The 23,502-nt window shown below is 46.3% G+C and carries 16 protein-coding genes; 4 read left to right on the top strand and 12 right to left on the bottom strand.

The window, feature by feature from the left end:
* Positions 1-5 precede the first annotated feature (5 nt).
* The 8 genes from HCJ96_RS00560 to hutC all read right to left on the bottom strand — a co-directional run bounded on the left by HCJ96_RS00560 (position 6) and on the right by hutC (position 11,009).
* Positions 6-2,411, bottom strand: coding sequence for a glycoside hydrolase family 31 protein (locus HCJ96_RS00560; RefSeq protein WP_169209084.1), 2,406 nt, complete (start codon positions 2,409-2,411; stop codon positions 6-8).
* Complete coding sequence (locus HCJ96_RS00565; RefSeq protein ID WP_169209085.1) at positions 2,404-3,297, bottom strand: alpha/beta hydrolase; 894 nt, start codon at positions 3,295-3,297, stop codon at positions 2,404-2,406. The genes HCJ96_RS00560 and HCJ96_RS00565 overlap by 8 nt, the downstream gene beginning before the upstream one ends.
* Positions 3,284-5,116, bottom strand: coding sequence for an alpha-amylase family glycosyl hydrolase (locus HCJ96_RS00570; protein WP_246261042.1), 1,833 nt, complete (start codon positions 5,114-5,116; stop codon positions 3,284-3,286). The genes HCJ96_RS00565 and HCJ96_RS00570 overlap by 14 nt, the downstream gene beginning before the upstream one ends.
* A gap of 192 nt (positions 5,117-5,308) precedes the next feature.
* Entirely contained in the window at positions 5,309-6,211 is a 903-nt protein-coding gene (locus HCJ96_RS00575) for a PEP-CTERM/exosortase system-associated acyltransferase (RefSeq protein WP_169209087.1), read from the bottom strand.
* Between the two features lie 319 nt (positions 6,212-6,530).
* Positions 6,531-7,034 (bottom strand): RNA methyltransferase, encoded by a 504-nt coding sequence (locus HCJ96_RS00580; protein WP_169209088.1) that lies wholly within the window; start codon positions 7,032-7,034, stop codon positions 6,531-6,533.
* A gap of 41 nt (positions 7,035-7,075) precedes the next feature.
* Positions 7,076-8,617: a histidine ammonia-lyase gene (hutH, locus tag HCJ96_RS00585; protein ID WP_169209089.1), complete on the bottom strand. Its 1,542-nt coding sequence runs from the start codon at positions 8,615-8,617 to the stop codon at positions 7,076-7,078.
* 2 nt (positions 8,618-8,619) lie between these two features.
* Entirely contained in the window at positions 8,620-10,290 is a 1,671-nt protein-coding gene (hutU, locus tag HCJ96_RS00590; protein ID WP_169209090.1) for a urocanate hydratase, read from the bottom strand.
* Complete coding sequence (hutC, locus tag HCJ96_RS00595; RefSeq protein WP_169209450.1) at positions 10,287-11,009, bottom strand: histidine utilization transcriptional repressor HutC; 723 nt, start codon at positions 11,007-11,009, stop codon at positions 10,287-10,289. The genes hutU and hutC overlap by 4 nt, the downstream gene beginning before the upstream one ends.
* A 109-nt stretch (positions 11,010-11,118) precedes the next feature.
* Here hutC and hutI point away from each other — a divergent pair, with 109 nt between their 5' ends.
* The 4 genes from hutI to HCJ96_RS00615 all read left to right on the top strand — a co-directional run bounded on the left by hutI (position 11,119) and on the right by HCJ96_RS00615 (position 18,173).
* Positions 11,119-12,315 (top strand): imidazolonepropionase, encoded by a 1,197-nt coding sequence (gene hutI, locus HCJ96_RS00600; protein ID WP_169209091.1) that lies wholly within the window; start codon positions 11,119-11,121, stop codon positions 12,313-12,315.
* Positions 12,305-13,270: a formimidoylglutamase gene (hutG, locus tag HCJ96_RS00605; protein WP_169209092.1), complete on the top strand. Its 966-nt coding sequence runs from the start codon at positions 12,305-12,307 to the stop codon at positions 13,268-13,270. The genes hutI and hutG overlap by 11 nt, the downstream gene beginning before the upstream one ends.
* A 528-nt stretch (positions 13,271-13,798) precedes the next feature.
* On the top strand, positions 13,799-16,597 hold the full coding sequence (locus HCJ96_RS00610; protein ID WP_169209093.1) for a TonB-dependent receptor: 2,799 nt from the start codon (positions 13,799-13,801) through the stop codon (positions 16,595-16,597).
* A 103-nt stretch (positions 16,598-16,700) separates the two neighbouring features.
* A complete protein-coding gene (locus HCJ96_RS00615; RefSeq protein WP_169209094.1) occupies positions 16,701-18,173 on the top strand; it encodes a tryptophan halogenase family protein in 1,473 nt (490 codons plus the stop codon).
* Between the two features lie 85 nt (positions 18,174-18,258).
* Here HCJ96_RS00615 and HCJ96_RS00620 read toward each other — a convergent pair whose 3' ends face one another.
* From HCJ96_RS00620 to odhB, 4 genes are all read right to left on the bottom strand, one after another.
* Positions 18,259-19,647 (bottom strand): alpha-amylase family glycosyl hydrolase, encoded by a 1,389-nt coding sequence (locus tag HCJ96_RS00620; RefSeq protein WP_169209095.1) that lies wholly within the window; start codon positions 19,645-19,647, stop codon positions 18,259-18,261.
* A gap of 128 nt (positions 19,648-19,775) precedes the next feature.
* Entirely contained in the window at positions 19,776-20,648 is an 873-nt protein-coding gene (sucD, locus tag HCJ96_RS00625; RefSeq protein WP_169209096.1) for a succinate--CoA ligase subunit alpha, read from the bottom strand.
* Positions 20,648-21,814, bottom strand: coding sequence for an ADP-forming succinate--CoA ligase subunit beta (gene sucC / locus HCJ96_RS00630; protein WP_169209097.1), 1,167 nt, complete (start codon positions 21,812-21,814; stop codon positions 20,648-20,650). The genes sucD and sucC overlap by 1 nt, the downstream gene beginning before the upstream one ends.
* Before the next feature lie 146 nt (positions 21,815-21,960).
* The gene (odhB, locus tag HCJ96_RS00635) at positions 21,961-23,499 is read right to left on the bottom strand and encodes a 2-oxoglutarate dehydrogenase complex dihydrolipoyllysine-residue succinyltransferase (RefSeq protein WP_169209451.1); all 1,539 of its coding nucleotides are present in this window, start codon (positions 23,497-23,499) and stop codon (positions 21,961-21,963) included.
* Positions 23,500-23,502: the final 3 nt, after the last annotated feature.

A 23,502-nucleotide genomic window follows, 5' to 3' on the forward strand; every position in this document is an offset into this window, starting at 1 on the left:
GAAGGTTAATAGTAAATGTTAAGCTTTCCTCGTTTAGCCGACAGCGACGTTGAAGGTAGCGTTAGCTGGCGTTTGTCAGCCTGCCATCGTATCCCTTGTTCATCAAAATCGGCTTGTTTAACCGTCTTGCCATCGTTCAGTTGAATTTTCGCTGGCATAGCGGAAAGCCCATGAACAATCCACGCAATCTTTCTTGAAACGGGTGCATCAGGATAACTTCCTTTGATGTCATAGACCAGTTCCACGCTGCCATCGCTAGGTTGTGCATTAAACTTAATCGTCTGATAGCGCTTTTTCTCTATAGACTGGGGATCATTGCCGCCATCTTCATAATAGGTGTATTCAGATGCGGCATTATCCAACCAGTAATTTACCTGCAGAGAAGACCAATTGATATCAGTGCTGGTTTGTGCCGCTGATACCATTGGCACGAAAGAACCCGCTTTCACCAATACCGGAAAAGTGTCCGTTGTTATTGGGAATGCGATAACCTGCTCCCCTTCAAATACCTCGCCTGACCAAAAGCTGTACCAGTCACCTTGAGGAAGATCCACATGCCATTCCTTATGACCGGCCTCGGTCACCGGCGAGATTAAAAAAGCCTCTCCCCACAGATAACTCTCTTTATTGTTAAACCACTTTTGTTGTGGAAAATGATAGGACAACGGACGCATAAGCGGTTGACCTGTCAATGAATTTTCAAAGCTAAGGGTGTAATTGTACGGCATCATCTGATAACGCAAATCAATCAGTCTTTTTGCCTTATCAATCACGTCCTGGCTATGCATGACGGGTTCGGGTGGAATATGTTCCTGCGCATGAGGCCGGAACACCGGTGAAAATACGCCAAACTGTAACCAGCGTAGATAAAGTTCCTTATCGAACGTTTCCCCGCCAGCAAAACCACCCAAATCGCTGTGAATGTAGCCTAACCCAAACATCCCCATTTGCAGCGCCAGCTCAACCTGAGGTTTAAATCCATCCCAGCTGCGACTGACATCTCCGGTCCAGGGCATCATGCCGTATCGCTGGCTTCCCAGGTAACCGGCGCGCATCAGCACAAAGGGACGCTTGTCAGGTTGGGCTTGCAGAGTACGTTCGTATACCATCCTGGCCCACATATGGCCGTAAATATTGTGCACTTCATCTGCGGTGAAAACCTGCTTATCCCACTGGTGCAAGGTATCACCAGGGTGGACCTCGGGCTCACCTAGATCGCCCCACCAACCGGCAACGCCCTGTTCCATCAGTCTTGCATAGAATTGCCAGAACCACTCTTGTCCTGAACGGTCAAATACATCAATCAGGCCAGTGTGACCAAAATAAAAATCGAACATTTTAGGCTCACCTGCCACATTGGTGGCAAGGGCGTTTGACTCCACAGCATTAGCGTAGGTAGATGCGGTATCTAGTATGAACGGCTCAGTGATAACAACGGTTTTGACATTTTTATCAGCAAAGTCTGAAATCATTTTTTCAGGCGTCGGAAACGCAGCGCGATCCCAATCCAAATTCCCCATGTGCCCTTTGATATCCTTACCAAACCAATACAAGTCCAGCACCACCGCATCCAGAGGAATATCGTGTGTCACGAAGGCATCAACAATATCACGGGTTTCCTGTTCAGTTCGGTAACCAAAGCGAGAGGCAAAATTACCCAGCGCCCATCTTGGCGGTAATGGCTGTTTGCCCAGGGCTGCAATCAGGTGTTGCGACACATCGGCCAACGACTCCCCCAGACTAACGATGTAGCGTAACCTGCCTGCTACGGCCTCGAATTGTAAAACATCCGATTCAGATTTACCGATATCTAAAAAGCCACTTGCGGTATTATCAAATGCGATGGCGTAGTTATGATTTGATAACACGGCGGGCAGACTGTAGTACATCTGGTTTGACTCGGTACCATAACCATAGTGTGCACGATTGTACAAGGGCATGCGGTGTCCGCGGCGATCCATGCCCAATACACGCTGTCCACCGCCCATCAGCTTTTCTTCAGGTTGAAGTGCAAAGCGAATACCGCGTACGGTGCGCTGCGCAAACGCGCCAATCTCTTCCTGTGTGTGTAATTTTCCCTTGTACCAAAAGGCCAGCGAAAACGGTGCTTTATGAGCCACCACCTTCACATCGTTACTCACAAATTCAATGGCATCGGCGCCATCGTTAACCGAAAAAGTTGAGGCGTCTTCACTGTTAACCAGCTCAAGTGCAGGCGGCACCGCCTGGTCATCCAGCTTATAATTTACGGCAATGGTTTGCGGGTTGATTATTTCAATATTAACCTGTGTCTGGTTGCTTAAAACTATAGTGACGGCGCTTTCTTGCTGCGTAAATGAGGTAAAATCTGCTGCCAGTGTGGTACTGGAAATCAGCCACACTAAAGCTAATGTGATAAAACGTTTAATCATTATTCTGCCTTACGATTTCAAGCCATTTCACGGCAAACGCAAATTGCTCTTTCCAAAATGCTTCGTTATGTTTTCCGCCCAGCACCGTGGTCGCATACAGGTTTGTTTGCGGGTGCTGCTGCGCCAGATGCAAACTCACCATGGAATTCATGTCGTTTGACATTTGCTCCCCTTCTTCACTGCCGGCTATGAACAATAAGCGGTGAGTAGAAGGTATTGGGTGACTCTCAGCAAAACTAAACGCTTGTTGTGAAAACCAGAATGAAGGCGAAAAAATTGCTGCTTTTCCAAATACATCAGGGTATGCCACCAGCATATAGTGAGAAATTAATCCACCCAGTGAGCTGCCCATCACGCTGGTATCAGAAACGCCACTTAAGGTGCGATACTGCGCATCTATTTCAGGCTTCACCTGATTGACGATAAATTCAGCATAGGCTTTTCCCACCACATCAGGATATTTTTCGTGATGCCAGGGGCTCAGTTCGTTGACACGCGCTTCGTTACCGTGATTAATTGCTACGACAATAGGCACTTGCCACCCTTTGTCGGCCAGTTGATTTAGAGATTCATCTACTTCCCATTCCCCCACATAACTGGTCGCGCTATCAAACACATTTTGTCCATCATGCATGTAAAGAACCGGGTATCGGGTGTCTGACGTTGCATAACCAGGCGGCAGATAGATCCATACATCACGCACCTGGCCATCGGGAAACTCAAAGCTTTCTGAGTCTATCATCACGTTTTGACTGCGTGTGGTCGCTTTTTCCTTGGATGCCACCACCTCCGCCTGTGCTGCTGGTTCATCTTCTGTTTCGGAATACTGGCAGGCAGACAATAAAAGCCCAAACACACCAAGCAGGCATAGTTTATTCAACGACATAGACTTTTGACTCCCATGAACTCATTGGCACTGTGATGGTGCCGTTATCCTTAGCAATGGTAAGCGAACTGGTTTCACCGGTAAGTAAATCGGTTATTTCGACATTTTCTGTTAACCCCCAGCGCTTAATGACACTTTCCGGTAGCACTACCTGCACGTTCTCCATTGTGGCTTCTGCAAACTGACTAACCACAATCAGTTTCTGTGTGTCGCTTTGGCGGGCGAACGCAAAATGCTGTTCTGAATAGTCACTGTCGGCTGCCAGTGAGGTGTCATGCAAGCTGATAAATTCGCCGTTCATCGCTGGGTGTGTCGCAGCAATATTTAACACTTTCTTATAATAGACACGTAACGCCTTTTCTTGCTCGGTTAATTTTCCGCCGTCAAATTTGCCGTGGTTCATCCAACGCTGGTGCGCAGGTACGCCAATGTAATCAAAAATAGAGGTGCGCGTAGGTTTGCCAAAGCCCGCATCTTCGCTGCCATCTTCGCCGACTTCCTGACCAAAATAAATCATAAATGGCGACGAACTGATTAGGGACGAGACTACCAACGCTGGTTTGCCAATTTCGGCATTACCGGCAAAATCGGGCGATGCAATACGCTGTTCATCATGATTTTCGAGGAAGTGCAGCATGTGGCTGCTGATATCAGCAACATCTTTGTGTTCCTGAATGACTGTTGAAACTTTACCGTTACCTTGCATGACGGTTTTTAAGGCATCGTAAAACCCCACTTTGTCATACAGATAATCCATTTTACCGGCATGCAGATAGTCACGATATTTATCGGGTTGATAAACTTCTGCCAACAAAAAGGCGTCAGGATTTTTTTGCTTTATCGAAGAGTTGAGAAATGACCAAAACTCTACTGGTACCATTTCCGCCATATCAAAACGAAAGCCGTCTACGCCTTTATCTAACCAATAGTGGACGATATCTTCAAATTTGTACCAGGAATCAGGCAAGGTTTTGTCCTGCCAAAAAGAATAATGCACTGATACCGGCTGATTTTCATAACCTTCGGGTAACTGAGGAAAATCGTAACTGCCATCGGGTTTGACACCATAATTGACCTTAACCGTTTCATACCAGTCGTTAACATCAGGTTTGGCTGCTCTGGCACCATTTCCCGTCCACTTAGCAGGGTTTTCAGCAAACTGATCGTCCGCTAACGGATGATCTTCTCCACCAAGGGGGGTGGTGTCTTCAGAAAACGTAGGCACCTCAAAAGGCTTGCCCGGCACATAGTAAAAGTTATTTTCACGTGAATAAGCAATATTTGTATCATCATTTGCACCGAAATCTTCAACCCCGTCAGGCTTTGAGAGCGACTCATATTGTCTGGCAACATGGTTTGGTACGATATCAATAATTACTTTCATACCGTGGTCGTGGGTACGCTGGATAAGCGCTTCAAACTCTTCCAGACGCCGTGCCGGGTCATCTGCCAGATCGGGATTGACATTGTAGTAATCTTTAACGGCGTATGGAGAACCGGCTCTGCCTTTGATTACATCAGGATCATCAAGTGAAATACCGTATTCGGTGTAATCAGCGACCAGTGCATGATGCGGAACCCCCGTATACCAGATATGCGAAACACCCATCTCACGAATTTCAGTTAGCGCAGTTGGGGTAAAGTCTGAAAATTTACCCACGCCGTTTTCTTCTATGGTTCCCCACGGTACATTGTTGGTTTTCGTGTTACCAAACAAGCGGGTAAATACCTGATACACAATCGGGCGTTGTTGTGCTTGTGCGTTTTGCGCAACATCATCAGATTCTAACTTGGCGGTATCGGTTTTGGGAGCGTCCATTGTACATCCAAAACTGAGTAAAAATACGGGAACAGAAAGTGAAGCAAATCGATTCAGTTTGTGTTTCAACATGATAGGCCATTCAAAAGGTAGCTATTATTAGATCAAAGCATACCCGTTAATGGAATGTTAAACAAAATGCATACGATTTCATAAAGGCTGACATTTATTTAAATTTATAAAGGTCGACGTTTATGCTGCCCGCTTCTGCTTGGAGGATCGTTTTGCGGTTTCCTTCGCCGGGAAAGGATTATAAATTGCACCGAAATTGGGTACATCTTCAATTTCTTTTAGAATACTGCGCTGGAACTTTTGCAGCGCCGGAGACACCTGGCTGACAAAATCTTCAGGTGAAATTAGAAACGCCGCACGTTTACCATGGTAATCTACCTCATGCCCCAATTGGTCAAATCGCACACCCAAAAATTTCAAACTACGTGCGAGCCGCGGCTCCATCATCATGTACACATTCTCTATGTCGCGCAGAATACAAATGGTGGCAGCGAAAAAATATAGCGCTAAGGATAAATACGGAAAGTTTCTGTTTAGCTGCTTATCCATTAATCCATCTTTATGGTTTGGCGAACCGCCTACGGGAGATAGCTGTTGGTCAGCAGCTCGGCGTCTGAAACGCTTGGGGATAGCCAGACGTGAAACTTCACAAATAGAATGTCGGGGGAGTTTACCAGGACTATGTTCTGCCAACCTGATGGCTTCTGGACAACTACTTTCCAGCGGTAGCAGCTGACCGGCATGTTGCGGCATTACCAGACGAATGGTACCGGCACATTCTCCTGTTGCTCTGTGTTTGATATAGCAACTTAATGAATATTCATCAAACTCGTCAAATTCCATTCTGGACTTGCGTTTCTCTTCGAACCCAAGTTCTTCACAATAGACTTCATGACGGGCCTTAAAACAGGTTTTTACGTCATCTTCTTCGCTTGCAATAACTAAACTGAAGTGTTCGAAAAAATGAGAAGCGACAGCATCTATGGTTTTGTTGACTTTGTATTTAACTACCGGCTTTACAACTCGATTAAGACCAGGCACGTGTTTGACTTTACGCAGCGCGTTCAGCAACCGTCTTTTCACACGATTTCCCCTATAATAATAATTTTGTTCTTAATTCCATATTTACCCCCTAATCGTCCGCTTCAGATCAAGACCGGATCCGCTACTACAATTGGACGCTACAGTGCACGATCTTGGCTTTGAAGTAAATAGTGCTAACTGTGAGTCGACCAATATCATTGGGATTAGTTCGATTTGCAAGCCAGTTATTCGTTACTTATTTTTAATGTTATTGGATCACCATTGAATATCATTTAACCGGGAGGATCCGAGCAAAGCGGAAATTGTTTATAAAATCATTTGATTAACGCAAAATGAGACGAAAAAGACCGATAATCAGTTAAATTTTCTGATTATTATTTTTATCTCTGATTTGCGTGATTGATGCAGAATTATAAGGCTCATCTAACTTAACCAACCGGTCATACAGCACCACATTGACGGTAGCCGCCAGATTCATGCAATGTCGGGTAGGAACGTAAACCACCTCGTTACACCAACTGAGGACGTCTTGTGTTAACGAACCATCTTCCGGACCAAACACGTAAAACGCATTGTTCGTGTGTGGGTAATCAATTAACGACTGAGCACCTTCTACCAACTCAACCGCCACTGTGGTCGCGCCATTTGGAACCATAGCCTTGAGGTCATCAACACCTACGGTAGGTATTACACGATGAAACCCTTGTGTATCAGCCTGAAACTCTTTGGCATATCGATAGCGTTGGCCAGTATAAAATACGCTGCTGGCACCGTAACAACCAGCAGCTCTCAACACAGAAGCAACATTCACTGCGGATTTCGGATTGACTAAACCTATACTGAATGTATGTCTTTTGTGCATTGATTGAGTTTCCTGAACAAGGTGAACCAGTCCACCTTTAATTAATATGCATAAATTGATGTGTGCAGGTGAGATTTTACCAGATCTGCAAGCGCATGATCACTGATAAGATCTCTGGCCTGCTCAATGTCAGGTGCAAAATAGCGATCTTTATCATAAAACGCGACTTCACTCCTTAAAAGAGCATGCACCTGCTGCAACGGGTCACTGGTCTTGATCGGTGAACGAAAATCAATTCCCTGCCCTGCGGCAAGCCATTCAATTGCCAGAATACCTGCCACGTTTTCGAAAATATCCTTTAGGCGACGGCCAGCAAAGGTTGCCATAGAAACATGATCTTCCTGGTTTGCCGAAGTGGGCAGTGAGTCAATCGACGCAGGATGGGCATAGGTTTTGTTTTCACTGGCAAGCGCAGCACTGGTTACCTGTGCAATCATAAAACCTGAGTTCACCCCGCCATTATCCACCAGAAATGGTGGCAATCCGCTCAAATTCGAATCTATCAGCAATGCCATGCGTCGTTCCGACAACGCGCCTATTTCGGAAAGTGCAATGGCCAACATATCTGAAGTCATCGCGATGATTTCAGCATGGAAATTACCACCGGATAGAATGTCCTGCTGCTCGGCAAACACTAGCGGATTATCTGACACGCCGTTTGCTTCAGCAATTAGCGTTTGGTGCGCGTAGCGAATTTGCTGTAAGCAGGCGCCCATCACTTGAGGCTGACAACGCAACGAATAGGGATCCTGAACTTTTGCACAGCCTTCATGAGATTTGCCGATATCAGAGGTTTGCAGCATATCGCGAAACATTGCTGCCACATCTCGTTGCGCCTGTTGCCCCCTTACCATATGGATTCGATCATCAAATGGTACCCGTGAACCCTGGGCTGCATCAACGCTAAGTGCACCTATTGCAATTCCACACACCAATGCATTTTCAGCATAAAACAGCCCTTCAAAAGCAAACGCAGTGGAAGCCTGAGTACCGTTTAACAACGCCAACCCTTCCTTTGGTGCTAATGCCAATGGCGTCAAACCGGCTTTAATCAGCCCATCGGCTGCGGGTAATCGCTTACCGTCAATTAATACTTCACCCTCACCCAATAACACCGCACTCATATGGGCCAATGGAGCTAAGTCGCCTGAAGCGCCTACCGATCCTTTCTGTGGAATCGCAGGCCACACTTCATGATTAAATAAGGTGATTAATGCGTCGATAACTTCTCTTCTAACGCCCGAAAATCCGCGCGCAAGCGAGTTTATTTTGAGTAGCATCAGCAGACGCACTGTCGATATCTGCATAAAATCACCAATGCCTGCAGCATGGGATAACACAATACTCCTTTGCAGCAGTTCAAGCTCTTCTTCAGCGATGCGGGTATTAGCCAGCAAACCGAAGCCCGTATTAATGCCATATACAGTTCTACCCTGCTTAAGTACATTCAACACGGTTTGTTGCGCTTCATCTATCGCTGCATAGGCATCGTCATGTAACATTAACGTTTGATGCTGACGAAAAAACTGATAACAATCAGCAACGGTTAACTGGCCAGGCGTTAAAACAAATTGGTTCGTCATAGTTATTTCCTGTTTAGCATTGGCAAATCGAGTTTATGCTCTTGAGCGCAGCTTTTCGCAATGTCATACCCGGCATCCGCGTGACGCATTACCCCCGTCGCGGGATCATTATGTAGCACGCGAGCAATTCGGGCGTCTGCATCCGTACTGCCATCGCACACGATCACCACACCCGAGTGTTGGCTGAACCCCATACCAACCCCGCCACCATGATGCAAACTTACCCAGGTAGCACCACCTGCCGTATTAAGTAAAGCATTGAGCAGTGGCCAGTCTGATACCGCATCAGAACCATCCAGCATGGATTCGGTTTCACGATTTGGCGAAGCAACGGAACCAGAATCCAGGTGATCACGCCCAATCACGACTGGCGCTTTCAATTCGCCATTACGAACCATTTCATTAAACGCCAGGCCCAACTTTTGTCTTTCACCCAGTCCCACCCAACAAATTCTGGCAGGTAAGCCCTGAAACTGAATGCGCTCCCGTGCCATGTCCAGCCAGTTATGTAAATGAGGATTATCCGGGATCAGTTCTTTGACTTTTGCATCGGTTTTGTAAATATCCTCGGGATCGCCAGATAGGGCGACCCAACGGAAGGGCCCAATACCCTGGCAAAATAATGGCCGGATATAAGCAGGAACAAACCCGGGGAAATCAAACGCGTTCTGTACCCCTTCTTCCAGTGCCATCTGACGAATATTATTACCATAATCCAACGTGGCCGCGCCCTGTCCCTGCATGGCTAACATGGCGTTTACCTGCAATGCCATAGACTGCTTTGCTTGTTTAACCACTGTTTGCGGATCGCTTTCACGCAATGCAGCTGCTTGCTCCAGGCTCCAGCCTTTGGGTAGATAGCCATTCAGGGGATCATGGGCACTGGTCTGGTCGGTAACTACGTCGGCAATCACGTTTCGATTTACCAACTCAGGAAACACCTCGGCGGCATTCCCTAACAAGCCAATAGAGATAGGGCTTCCGTTAGTTTTAGCCTCATCAAGCATAGCGAGCGCTTCATCTAACGACGTCGCCTTCTTGTCGACGTAGCCGGTTTTAATGCGAAAATCGATACGGCTTTCATCCACTTCAACCGCAATCATAGAAAAGCCGGCCATGGTCGCTGCCAGCGGTTGCGCGCCGCCCATGCCGCCCAGGCCGCCGGTTAAAATCCAGCGCCCCTGCGCTTTACCTTCAAAATGCGTTTTCGCCACACTGACAAAGGTTTCGTATGTGCCCTGGACAATGCCCTGCGAACCGATATAAATCCAAGAGCCAGCAGTCATCTGCCCGTACATCATCAGCCCTTTTTTATCCAATTCATTAAAATGGTCCCAGTTGGCCCAGTGTGGGACCAGGTTCGAATTGGCAATAAGCACTCTCGGTGCGTCCTTATGCGTCGGAAAAACCCCTACTGGTTTGCCCGACTGCACTAGCAACGTCTGGTCATCGTCTAACCGTTTTAGTACTTCAACAATGCTGTCAAACGAGTCCCAATCTCTGGCCGCGCGGCCAATGCCACCATATACAACCAGCGATTCCGGGTGTTCTGCCACATCGGCATCCAGATTATTCATCAGCATGCGCAAAGGTGCTTCGGTAAGCCAGCTTTTAGCGTTAAGTTGCGTTCCGGTTGGCGCAGTTACTCTGCGCTTAGGATCATGTCGTTTCATTTTGTCTCCTTGGTGGTGGTCGTAAAGTTCAAATGACCACCCAATCTGTAGCGGTTGCCGGGATGGGTCAGCAAGGCAAAACTCACTATCCCCCTGGCTGAAAATGTGCGTCGTTTGATTTGTAAACACGGTTGATGATGGTCAATTTTTAATAGTGTCGCCTGTGCCGGTGTTGGCAGTATTGCTTCAACCGTGTGATCAGCTTCGGTGAGTGGCGCGACGCGGGATAAATACTCATGCGCGGTGATTTTCTTCAAATTCTGCTCAATATAACCAGGCGCCCATTGCGGATTGACAAACCTGTCTTCCAGCTGCACCGCATTACCGTTTTCATAATGTACAACTTGCGAACGAAATGCCTCGCTCCCCTTCTCCAGCCCAATCCACTGGCTTTGTTGGGCGGTAACTTCCATTTTGTTATGTAATAAAAGTGAGTTGCTGTACTGATGCCCCCGCGCTTCTATTTCATGCTGGATGTTGTTAATGGTCAAAATCGAGCTCATTGGTCTGGCATCAGCGACAAACGTACCAATCCCCTGACTTCTTGCCAGTATGCCTTCTTCAACCAGTTCGGAAACCGCTCTGCGAGCGGTCATCCGGCTGACTGAATAATCACAGGCAAGCTGATTCTCAGAAGCAATTTGCTCCCCGGCAGTCAGTTGCCCGGACTCAATGCGTTGTAACAAGTCAGATTTTATGTGTAAGTAGCGTGGAAGCATTTTTGTAAAGCGTTCGAAAGACTCTACTACTACCTTACTCAACCCAACTTGTATATACAAGTGTAGACAAGTAAACTATTTATATGTCTTTTTTGTGAGAGCCGCCACCATGTCTTCCACGCTCATCAACAATGCACGCATCGCGACCGCCAATGAAGACGGAGACTTTGTTCACATTGACGCGACGCAAATCCTGCTCAGAGAAGGAAAAATTAAAGCTATAGGGAATCACATCACTGACACTGCAGACCATGTTGTAGACGCAGATCAACAATGGTGTTTACCCGGATTCATCGACTGCCATACGCATCTGGTTTATGGGGGCAACAGAGCCAATGAGTTTACTCAGCGTCTGCAAGGTGTGAATTACGAAACTATCAGCCAACAAGGTGGTGGTATTAAAAGTACCGTCCGCGCTACCCGCGCACTGGATGAAGACACACTGATGTTACAAACATTAAGAAGAGCCCGACGATTTGCAGAAGAAGGAGTCACTACAATTGAAATAAAGTCGGGCTATGGGTTGGATAAAGAAACTGAAATACGCATGCTCGAAGTGGCGCACAAAGTGGGCGAGCTAACCGGCCTGAACGTGCAACGTACTTTTTTAGGTGCGCACGCTCTGCCCCCTGACTCACCGATGTCGGCTGAAGAATATATTGATTTCGTTTGCCAAACCATGATCCCCTACGTCGCTGAGCATCAACTGGCGGATGCAGTCGATGTATTTTGTGAGCGTGTGGGTTTTAACCTGGCCCAGACCGAGCGCGTTTTTATGGCCGCCAAACAGGCCAACTTAAGAGTTAAGGGCCACGTTGAACAGTTAAGTGACAGTAAAGGTGCAGCACTTGCAGCAAAATACCGTGCGCTTTCAGTCGACCACATCGAATACCTTGCTGAAGAGGACGTACATTTATTAGCTTCCGCTGGGACGGTGGCTGTATTATTGCCTGGTGCATTTTATTATCTAAAGGAAAAACAACTTCCTCCCATTGATGCACTCAGGCAACATCGTGTGCCAATGGCGATTTCCACCGACATGAATCCTGGTACCTCACCCATTGCCTCATTATTAACCTGTACCAATATGGCCTGTATTTTATTTGGTCTTACTACCTCGGAAGCGCTAGCGGGGATAACTATACATGCAGCTGGCGCACTGGGTCTTGCAAATAAGGGACGATTAAAACAAGGTTTTGATGCGGATGTGTGTTTATGGGATATTGAGTCACCTGAGTCGCTGGTATATGAAATAAACGGCTATCGCCCTACCGCGATATGGATTGGAGGAAAACGTGTCTTATAAAACATTGTGGCAAGGCAGAGTTGACGCAGAAGACGGCGAAGCAGGTCTGCGCTGGCATCAGGTGGTAAAATTTGACAACATACATTCAGCTTCTGACACGTTAACCTTAATTGGGTATCCTGACGATACCGGTATTGCCGCCAACAAGGGACGCGTGGGAGCAGCTGGCGGCCCAAACGCAATCAGACAGAGTTTAGCTAATCTGCCCTGGGCTTTAAAACACACCCTTATTGACGTGGGCGACACCCCGGTCTTTGACGAGTTGATTAAAACACAAGCTAGCTTTGCTACAAAAGTTTATCAAGCGCTTCAAAGTGGTAGCAGCGTTATCGGTCTGGGCGGAGGGCATGATATTGCCTGGGCCAGCTATCAGGGCTTGGCACAACACACCACTCAACGCATCGGCATTATCAATTTTGATGCCCACCTGGATTTGCGTAAGCCTGACCCTGTCGGCACATCTGGTACACCTTTCAGACAAATTGCTGAACACTGCCACACGCATGACAAGAAATTTACTTATACCTGCTTAGGGGTTTCCAGAGCCGCCAATACGCAGGCACTGTTCGATTACGCCCGCCAGTCGCAAACCCGAATGCTGTATGATGTAGACTTTACTCTGGAAAAAGCGCAGCACCTGCTCTCACCCATGCTTGCTGAAATTGACCAGCTTTACGTTACGGTATGTCTGGATGCATTTCCGATTGCCCTTTGTCCCGGGGTAAGCGCACCGTCTGCACTGGGCATCAATCCTGTTGAAATGATAAAGATTTTGCAGTGGCTGGGCAATGCCTGCACTGAAAACGACGTAGTGTGGCAATTAAGTGATATTGCCGAGCTGAACCCCACGCTTGATAGTGATAATAAAACGGCTCGATTTGCGGCGAGAATTGCTTTTGAGTTGGCTGGCGCGATGCAATACACCTCACATGTTGGGAAAAATGAGCAACGATGACAAAGTCCGCTAGTGGGGTGAGTCGTCACGCATGATTTGCTCCCCTGGCGTATTTGGTCATCAACGACATGTATCAGGTATAGAGAGTAAAACATGTTCTACATTAACCGCACACTGTTTTAGCGAATTTTAGCTGAGCATTAACAACTTCGTTGAATACGTATTCATGCTGACACCACTTCATGGGTTAACAATTTATAAAAAATTCAAACTTTGTATTAACAAGTAAACCCATCCACATTGAGCTACAGATACTACCATGCAAATGTTTCAATGTTGCACATACCGCTACAATATAGACTATCTTTAAATTTAGTATCGGTTTAAAAAAATGTTACTAAAGCGCTTACAAACCCACATGCATGTTAAGTTTTTGTTATACAAAAATGATGAATACGTATGCAGTAGCTTGTATCGCTAAAATGACTGGCGGTACTATTTCGTTGTCCTAATAGATGATTTTTTAATCTAGAACAATAATGCTTGTAATGAGCAAAGAAAACACACATTAATACTCAGGATACTGATATGAAAACATTCAAAACCAATTTAATTACCACGGCGTTTTTAGCCAGTGGAATTACACTTGGCTCGTTGCCAGTAATGGCACAACAAAATGATACTAGTCAGACTGACGCGGAAGAGCAAACTGTTGAGGTAATTGAAGTTTCAGGTATCCGTGCTAGTTTACAAAAGTCTCAGGCAATCAAAATGTCTGAGTCTTCTATTGTTGAAGCAATCACTGCAGAGGACATTGGTAAATTACCTGACTCGAGTATCGCTGAATCAATCGCGCGCCTTCCAGGTTTGGCCGCACAGCGTTTAAACGGTCGTTCGAGCTCCATTTCGATTCGTGGTTTAGGTGAAGACTTCAGTACTGCGACATTCAATGGTCGTGAACAGGTTACCCTTGGTGATAACCGTGGCGTTGAATTCGATGTCTACCCTTCTGAAATCATGAACGAAGTTATCGTTTATAAAACACCAGAAGCTACTCTGATGACACAGGGCATCGGTGGTACCATCGATATGCGCACCATTAAACCATTAGCTCACGGCGAGCAGACGGTTGCGGTCACATTGCGTGGTGAGAAAAACGACATTGGCGCATTAAACCCTGACGGCGAAGACACCGGTTATCGTGGCAGCTTCTCTTATATTGATCAATTTGCCGATGACACCATAGGCCTGGCAATTGCCTACTCGCACATGGATTCACCTAATAACGAAGAGCGTTTTGAAACCTGGGGCTGGCCAGACGGCACCATAGGCGGTATGAAGCCATTCGTGCGCTCTGCAGAACTTACGCGTGACACCTTAATGGCAGTGGTTGAGTTCAACCCAACCAACGACCTGCGTGTCAACGCTGATGCGCTTTACATTGATTTTGAAGATAACCAGGTACTGCGCGGAATCGAGATTCCTGCCGCGTGGGGTGATGCCGGTATTCGTGTAGACGAAACGTTAAACGGTCAAAGCCTGACAGGTAGAATTGGTGGACCAGGTTCACCGGTAGGTGGCGTGGTTCGTAACGACGTTACCATTCGTGAAGCAGACCTATTCGCCCTGGGTGTAAATGTTGAATATGATCTGAACGCAGACTGGGTACTGGAATTTGATGCTGCTTACTCACAGGTTGAGCGTAAAACCTGGGCGTTGGAGACTTATGCAGGTTCTGGCCGTGGTTTTTCCGACCGTCAGCCTGAACAAATCAACTTTAGTTTTGCTCCAAACTTCCAAAGTGTAAACCTTAACCCAATGCTGGATTACGGTGATCATAGCGTAATCCAATTAGGTAATCCGCAAAGCTGGGGTTGGGGTAACCTGACCGACCTGGAAAGCGACGATGACCAGGACGGTTTCATCAATACACCAACCATTGACGATGAGCTGTCCACATTAAGATTGGCTGCTCAACGTGTATTGAGCACTGACTTTATCAGCAGCGTTGAATTTGGTGCCTACTTCAGTCAGCGTGAAAAGTCGAAGCGCGACCTGGGCTTGTTCCTGACATTGCCTGGTGCGCTTGATAGCAACGGTAAAGTGGTACCTGGATACCAGTTGTCAGTACCTGAAGAATATCGCTTACCCAACACGTCATTAGGTTTCATCGGCATCGATGACATGATTTCGTTTGATTCATTTAGATTTTGGCAGGATGGCAATTATACTGAGTTCGATTCAAGGATTGCTGATCCAGCACGTTGGGAAAACACCTGGGATGTATCTGAAGATATTTCAATAGCTTTCATTAAAGCCAATATCGATACAGAACTTGGAAATATTCCGGTTAGAGGTAACGTCGGTGTGCAAGTTGTTCACACTGATCAAAGCTCTGATGGTTTCACTACTCGTCGTCGACCCAACCGTAGCGTTGAAGTCAGCCCTACTTCCGGTGGTGACGATTATGTTGAAGTGTTACCCAGCTTGAACCTGATCTTTGAAGTTGCAGATGACCAGGCAGTGCGCTTCGGTATTTCTAAAACCATGTCACGTTCACGTATGGACCGCATGAACGCAAGTACCGGTGACTTAAGCTATAACGAGCAGGTCAATATCTGGAATGGTTCTGTGGCCAACCCTGAGTTGAAGCCGGTCACGGCTAATCAGGTTGACCTGACCTATGAGAATTACTTCCATGCTGAAGGTTATTTTGCTGCGGCGTTGTTCTATAAAGATATCAGCGACTGGCAAGAAAGACTGCCTTCGTTCGTAGACACCTCAGATTTAACACCTCCTGAAGGTCAGCCTGTTGCACCTCTTGGCGTGTTGTCATCATGGCAGAACGTGGGTGACGGTGAAGTTTCTGGTGCTGAGTTTACGATTTCATTACCAGGCGTCATGTTTGCTGATGCACTTGAAGGTTTTGGTGGTATCTTCTCAGCAACTTACTTAGACAGTGAATTGAGCTACGAGCTGGAAGTCCCTACCGACCTGGAAGGTGGTACGCAGGTAATCGAATTCACCAATAACGTCCCTGGTCTTTCAGACGAAGTGTATAATGCGACGGTTTACTACGAAAGACATGGTTTCCAGACACGTGTCAGCGTAAGAAAACGTACCGACTTCCTGGGTGAAGTGGCGGGTTTGAGCTTAAATCGTGTACCTGTTAACGTAAATGGTAGCACCTTAGTAGATGCGCAAATCAGTTACGATTTCTCTGAGTCAGGCATTGAAAGTCTGGACGGATTAACTGTTACGCTACAGGCGCAAAACCTGACCGACGAAGAGTTTGTGACTTACCATTCCGTTGATGGTGGCACAGATGTACGTGACGTCCAACGATTTGGACGTAACTACTTATTCGGTATTAACTATACCTTCTAATTATTAACTTCGGTTTAAATTAGACTAATAAATACCCTTGCGGGACTTGTCTCACAAGGGTATTTTTGTATCTACAGTCAGCTTAATTGGTCACAAAAATAATATGAAAGTAGTCATTGTCGGCGGCGGGTCGGCGGGTTGGATGGCAGCGAGCTTGCTCTCGCGACTTATGGGTAACCAACTGCACATTACACTAGTGGAATCTGACCAGATCCAGACAGTGGGTGTGGGTGAAGCCACCATTCCTGCCATTCAGCATTTCAACCGGGTGCTGGGCATTGATGAGCCCACGTTTCTAAATAAAACTAAAGGGTCGATAAAACTGGGTATCAACTTTAATGGTTGGTTTAATGCAGATGACAGCTACATGCATGCGTTTGGCGCCATTGGCAAAGATATGGGCCTGGCCGGCTTTCACCATACCTGGTTAAAAGCCCATCGTATGGGAGAGACAAAAAGTTTCTGGGACTATTCGTTAAACTACCAGGCCAGCTTACATAATAAGTACACGACATTGCCCAATATACCCAATACAAAGATGTCGGGACTGGTTCACGCCTATCACTTGGATGCGGGGCTGTATGCAGCGCATTTACGGCAATTAAGTGAGTCGTCTGGGGTTATACGTGTTGAAGGCAAAGTAGACCATGTCAAACTTGAGCCCGCCTCTGGATTTATTGAATCACTACACCTTGAATCAGGTGCAATGGTTGCTGGAGACTTATTTATTGATTGCTCCGGATTCAGGGCACTGCTTATTGAAGGCGCGTTAAAAACCGGTTACGAAGACTGGCGTCACTGGTTGCCCTGTGACAGAGCCATTGCAGCAGGCAGCGAAAGGCTTTCTCCCCTGCCCCCTTATACATCGTCAACGGCACATGATGCTGGTTGGCAATGGCAAATTCCTTTGCAGCATCGCACCGGTAATGGATCGGTTTATTGCAGTGATTTTATGGATGATGAAACCGCGCTCAATAACCTGTTAAATAATTTAAATAGTAAGCCACTCAACGAACCCAAGGTGATCCGATTCATCACGGGAAGACGACAAAAGCAGTGGTATAAGAATTGTGTATCGCTAGGTTTATCCAGTGGATTTATCGAGCCATTAGAGTCGACCAGTTTACATTTGGTGCAAGCTGGATTGGTCCGGTTGGTCAAATTCTTCCCGCACAAGCAGATTAACGCGGTGGATGTCGACGAATATAACAAACAGTCGAAAATTGAATTTGAACGGATCCGGGATTTTATTATCCTGCATTATTATTTGAACAATCGCAAAGGCTCGTTCTGGGAGCGCTGTCGTAACATGGACATTCCCGACTCACTGGCAAGCAAGATCGCCTTGTTTAAAGAATCTGGCAAAGTGTTTAGAGAGCAGGATGAACTGTTTACCGAAATCGCCTGGATCCAGGTCATGTTGGGCCAGGGAATTGTACCTAAACAATATCACCCACTTGCTGACAGTTTATCGGACACACAGCGCAGTGATTTGCTGACCAGTTTACAACAATTGATTGATGGTACGGTTAGTCAACTTCCCACCCATGATGCTTTTTTACAAACTATGCTGTAACCGTTTTTTTGCGGAATTTTACCGCTGCTCAATTAAGCGCGGTATATATAAAAACACAACAAAGCGTCATACCGGTGACGCTTTGTTATTGGTTTTCTGCCCCTGACAACATGACGCGATATTCCCATGGTTTAAGTTCGTAGGCGGACTGCGCATCCACTTTTATCTTTTTACCGTTAAGATCTGTATAGCTACCAAAGTGTTTTTTATCGTTAAATGACACCTTTATGGTTGTTGACGTGAAATTGAATAAAGCAAATACCTTATTGCTACCCTGTTCTCTTATAAACGAAAGAACCTGGTCCGATGCACTGTTGTTAACACGCCACATGGTTGCCCCATCTTTACCGTGCCAAAGCGCAGGATTTTGCTTCAGAACGGTGTTAAGTTTGCTTATCAATGGTGCAAAGTGATGAGACTTCCATTGAATAGGATCTTTTTCAAAAAATGCCAACCGTTTGTCGTTACCCGCCTCTACACCGTTATAAATCAGCGGCATACCCTCACCAATAAAGGACAACACTAATGCAGCCTCAACGCCATCACCTAACCGTTCATACATGGTACCTTCCCACGCATTAGCGTCATGGTTTGATACGTAAGTCATACGGTAAGCATCTTTGGGATACGCACTTTCGTTCCAGGAGTAGTACACAAACAGTTTGCTCATGTCGCCTTCATGTTTAATCACATGCATGATTGCTTCGTGCCAGCTCCAGGCATAGGTCATATCAAACGCGCGGGCATGCAGGTCACGCGACTCCCATTCTGCTAACATAAATACCGGTTTGATAGCGTCTAACTCTTTACGCACGTTATTCCAAAACTCAATCGGAACAAATCCAGCGACATCAGCTCGGTAGCCGTCAACATCAAATTCTTCCACCCAAAATTTCAGCGCGCGCGTCATGTATTGGCGAACCTCAGGTTTAGAGTAGTCCAGGTCAATTATGTCTGACCAATCCCACCAGGGGGTAGGACGAAAGTTGCCGTCATAATCACGTTCATACCAATCAGGATGTTTTTCCACCAGATCACTGTTCCACGCAGTATGGTTAGCGACCCAGTCTAGAATTACATACATGCCAAGCGCATGCGCCTCATCGATAAATTGTTTAAGCGCATCAGCTGTACCAAACTCGGGGTTAACCGCAAAATAATCTTTAACCGAATATGGACTACCTAAGCTGCCTTTTCTGTTTTTTTCACCAATAGGATGAATCGGCATCAACCAAAGAATATCGACACCAAGTTCTTTTAATCGGGGTAACTGTTTTTGGGCCGCTTTAAAGGTGCCTTCGGGCGTAAACTGTCTCGTGTTAATCTGATAAATAGACGCATTTTTCGCCCATTCAGGATGAGTTAAATGCACATAAGGTTCTGGTTGGTAGGCAGCGAGTGATTCGGTAGTTTTTGCCTGTGCATGCAGCGTAAAACTGGCTAGCAACGTGACAAGTACGGTTAAGCGTCTCATAAGCATTCACTTTTTATTATCGTTGGGTAAATATTACCCTACTTCAGATTTATCTGGCCTGCTTTTGAATACGTTTGCAGCAAAAAAAAGCCCGCTTAAAAAAGCGGGCTTTCCATCAACGATTAACCTTACCAGCCAGTAGCTTCGCGTAACGCTTTACCAATGTCTGCTAAAGAGCGTACAGTTTTAACCCCTGCCGCTTCTAACGCTTTGAATTTCTCGTCTGCCGTTCCTTTACCGCCAGCGATAATGGCGCCTGCATGGCCCATACGCTTACCAGGAGGCGCAGTGACACCAGCAATATAAGAAACTACCGGCTTAGTCACATTTTCTTTAATAAATGCAGCCGCTTCTTCTTCTGCCGTTCCACCGATCTCACCGATCATAACAATCGCTTCGGTCGCTGGGTCTTCCTGGAATAACTTTAAAATGTCGATAAAGTTTGAACCAGGAATAGGGTCACCACCAATACCAACACAGGTAGACTGGCCGAAACCTTCGTCAGTGGTTTGCTTTACCGCTTCGTACGTTAATGTACCAGAGCGTGAGACAATACCCACTTTACCTGGTTTATGAATATGACCAGGCATGATACCAATTTTACATTCTCCAGGCGTTATCACACCCGGGCAGTTAGGACCAATCATGCGTACGCCTTTTGCGTTTACGTATTCTTTTACGTAAAGCATATCAAGCGTAGGGATACCTTCGGTGATACAAACAATTAGTTCGATACCTGCATCAGCAGCTTCAACGATGGAGTCTTTACAAAAAGCAGCAGGCACATAAATCACAGAAGCCGTTGCGCCGGTTTCTTCTACCGCTTCTTTAACGGTATTAAAAACAGGTAAGCCTAAGTGCTCGGTACCACCTTTTCCTGGGGTTACGCCACCGACCATTTGCGTGCCGTAAGCAATAGCTTGCTCAGAGTGGAATGTACCTTGTCCACCAGTAAAGCCCTGGCAAATAACTTTGGTATTTTTATCGATTAAAACTGACATTATTTGCCCTCCGCTGCTGCAACAACTTTTTGTGCTGCATCTGTTAACGATTCAGCTGCAATAATATCCAGACCAGAGTTAGCTAATACTTCACGGCCTTTCTCAGCGTTTGTTCCCTCAAGACGAACAACCACAGGAACATTTACACCCACTTCTTTAACAGCGCCGATGATACCTTCAGCAATCATGTCACAACGCACAATCCCACCAAAAATATTAACCAGAACCGCTTTTACGTTGTCGTCAGACAAAATGATTTTAAATGCTTCTGCAACACGCTCTTTGGTGGCACCACCACCAACATCCAGGAAGTTGGCAGGCTTGCCACCATGCAGGTTGACGATATCCATGGTTCCCATTGCCAGACCCGCACCGTTAACCATACAGCCAACATTACCATCTAAGGCTACGTAGTTTAGTTCCCACTGAGCCGCATGTGCTTCACGGGAATCTTCCTGCGATGGATCGTGCATATCCTTGACTTTCTGCTGGCGATAAAGTGCATTGCTGTCGATACCTACTTTGGCATCAAGGCAGTGTAAGTTGCCGTCTGTTTTGATAACCAGCGGATTGATTTCAATCAATGCAACGTCAAGCTCTTCAAACATTTTCGCTAAACCCATAAAGATTTGCGTAAATTGCTTGATTTGAACCCCTTCCAAACCTAGTTTGAAGGCCATTTGGCGCGCTTGATAAGGCTGAGGACCTACGATGGGGTCGATTTCAGCTTTAAGGATTTTTTCTGGCGTCTCTTCAGCAACAGTTTCAATCTCAACCCCGCCTTCAGTTGAAGCCATAAATACAACGCGACGTGAGGTACGATCGACAACGGCACCCAGATACAATTCGTTTTCAATATCCGTGCAGGATTCGACCAGAATTTTGCTTACCGGCTGACCCTTTTCATCAGTTTGGAAGGTCACCAAATTCTTGCCTAACCACTTTTCAGCAAACTCACGAATGTCGCTTTTATTTTTTACCAGTTTTACGCCGCCAGCTTTTCCGCGACCACCCGCGTGCACCTGACACTTGACTACCCACTCACTACCGCCAATGCGATCAGCGGCTTCCATTGCTCCTTGAGGAGTATCTGCTGCGTATCCTTCAGAAACAGGCAAGCCGTATTCTCTGAATAACTGCTTACCTTGATATTCATGCAAATTCATGGTGTTTCTATCCGATTTTTATTAAGACAAAAGCCGCATGCGCGACTTGATTCAAAGTGCTGATATTATAGGCCGATATCAGCGCGTTGAGAATGAAACGTAAATTAAATTACGCTTCATCCCCACTGTTCAACAGGGAAAACCCGTTATACATCCAGTAAAAGACGTGCTGGATCTTCCAACATTTCTTTTACGGTTACCAGAAACCCTACTGACTCTTTGCCATCTATGATGCGATGATCATAAGAAAGTGCTAAATACATCATAGGTAGAATTTCTACTTTACCATTCACTGCCATAGGACGATCCTGGATCTTATGCATACCCAGGATGGCGCTCTGTGGAGGGTTGATAATTGGTGTCGACATTAATGAGCCAAATACACCGCCGTTGGTGATGGTAAAGTTGCCGCCTTGTAATTCAGCCATTGACAACTTACCGTCACGCCCTTTCAGCGCCAGCTCTTTAATGCCTTTTTCGATACCTGCCATGCCTAATGAATCAGTGTCTTTCAACACTGGCGTGACCAAGCCGCGAGGCGTCGACACTGCAATGGAGATATCAAAATAATTGTGATAGCAAATATCATCGCCATCTATCGAAGCATTCACTTCCGGGAATCGTTTGAGCGCCTCTGTTACTGCTTTCACATAGAACGACATAAAGCCTAAACGAATACCGTGACGCTTTTCAAAGCTGTCCTGATATTGCTTACGCATGTCCATAATAGGCTTCATGTTAACTTCATTGAATGTAGTTAACATCGCAGTTGAGTTTTTCGCTTCTAACAAACGATTAGCAATCGTTTTGCGTAACCGTGTCATCGGTACACGTTTCTCAGTTCTTTCCCCGGTAGGAAGATTTGCCGTGGACGTGTCAGCCTGTGCAGGTGCTGATTTGTTATCACCTTTATCAGACTTAAGATGTTGCTCAACATCTTCTTTGGTGATGCGGCCGTTCTTTCCACTTCCTTTGATTTTGGCAGGATCAACACCTTTCTCAGCGAGCAGTCTTCTTACCGAAGGACTCAGTGCATCGTTATCATCATCGGCTGCCTCTTCATCATCGCTAGCGGTACTTTGTGTTGCGCTTTCACCTCCCGCGGCGCCAGATTTGAATTTGCCGATAATTTCCTCAGCACCTACGGTGGTGCCTTCTTCAGCAAGAATTTCTGACACAACGCCATCTGCCGGCGCAACCACTTCAAGTACAACTTTGTCAGTTTCAATATCAACCAGATTCTGATCCCGACTTACCGACTCTCCCGGCTGCACGTGCCAGGTTGCAATGGTCGCATCGGCCACTGACTCTGGAAGTACCGGAACCTTGATGTCCGACTCTTTTCCTTCGCTCTTAGCGGCAGGTTTTGACTCAGTTTTTCTCTCAGCCTTGTCACTGTCAGACTTAGTCGATGCGTCAGACTTACTGGAAGAAGAAGCGGATTTACCTTTTTCATCAAGTTTGGCAATAACTTGTTCACCAAGAACGGTTTCGCCCTCGTCATCAATGATTTCACTAATAACACCATCAGCAGGAGCAACTACTTCCAGCACAACTTTATCAGTTTCAATATCAACCAAATTCTGGTCACGTTTAACCGAATCACCAGCCTTTACGTGCCAGGTTGCAATCGTGGCATCAGCAACTGACTCAGGTAGGACCGGAACTTTTATCTCTATTGTCATCAT

It is taken from the genome of Alteromonas ponticola (assembly GCF_012911815.1).
Lineage (GTDB): Bacteria > Pseudomonadota > Gammaproteobacteria > Enterobacterales > Alteromonadaceae > Alteromonas > Alteromonas ponticola.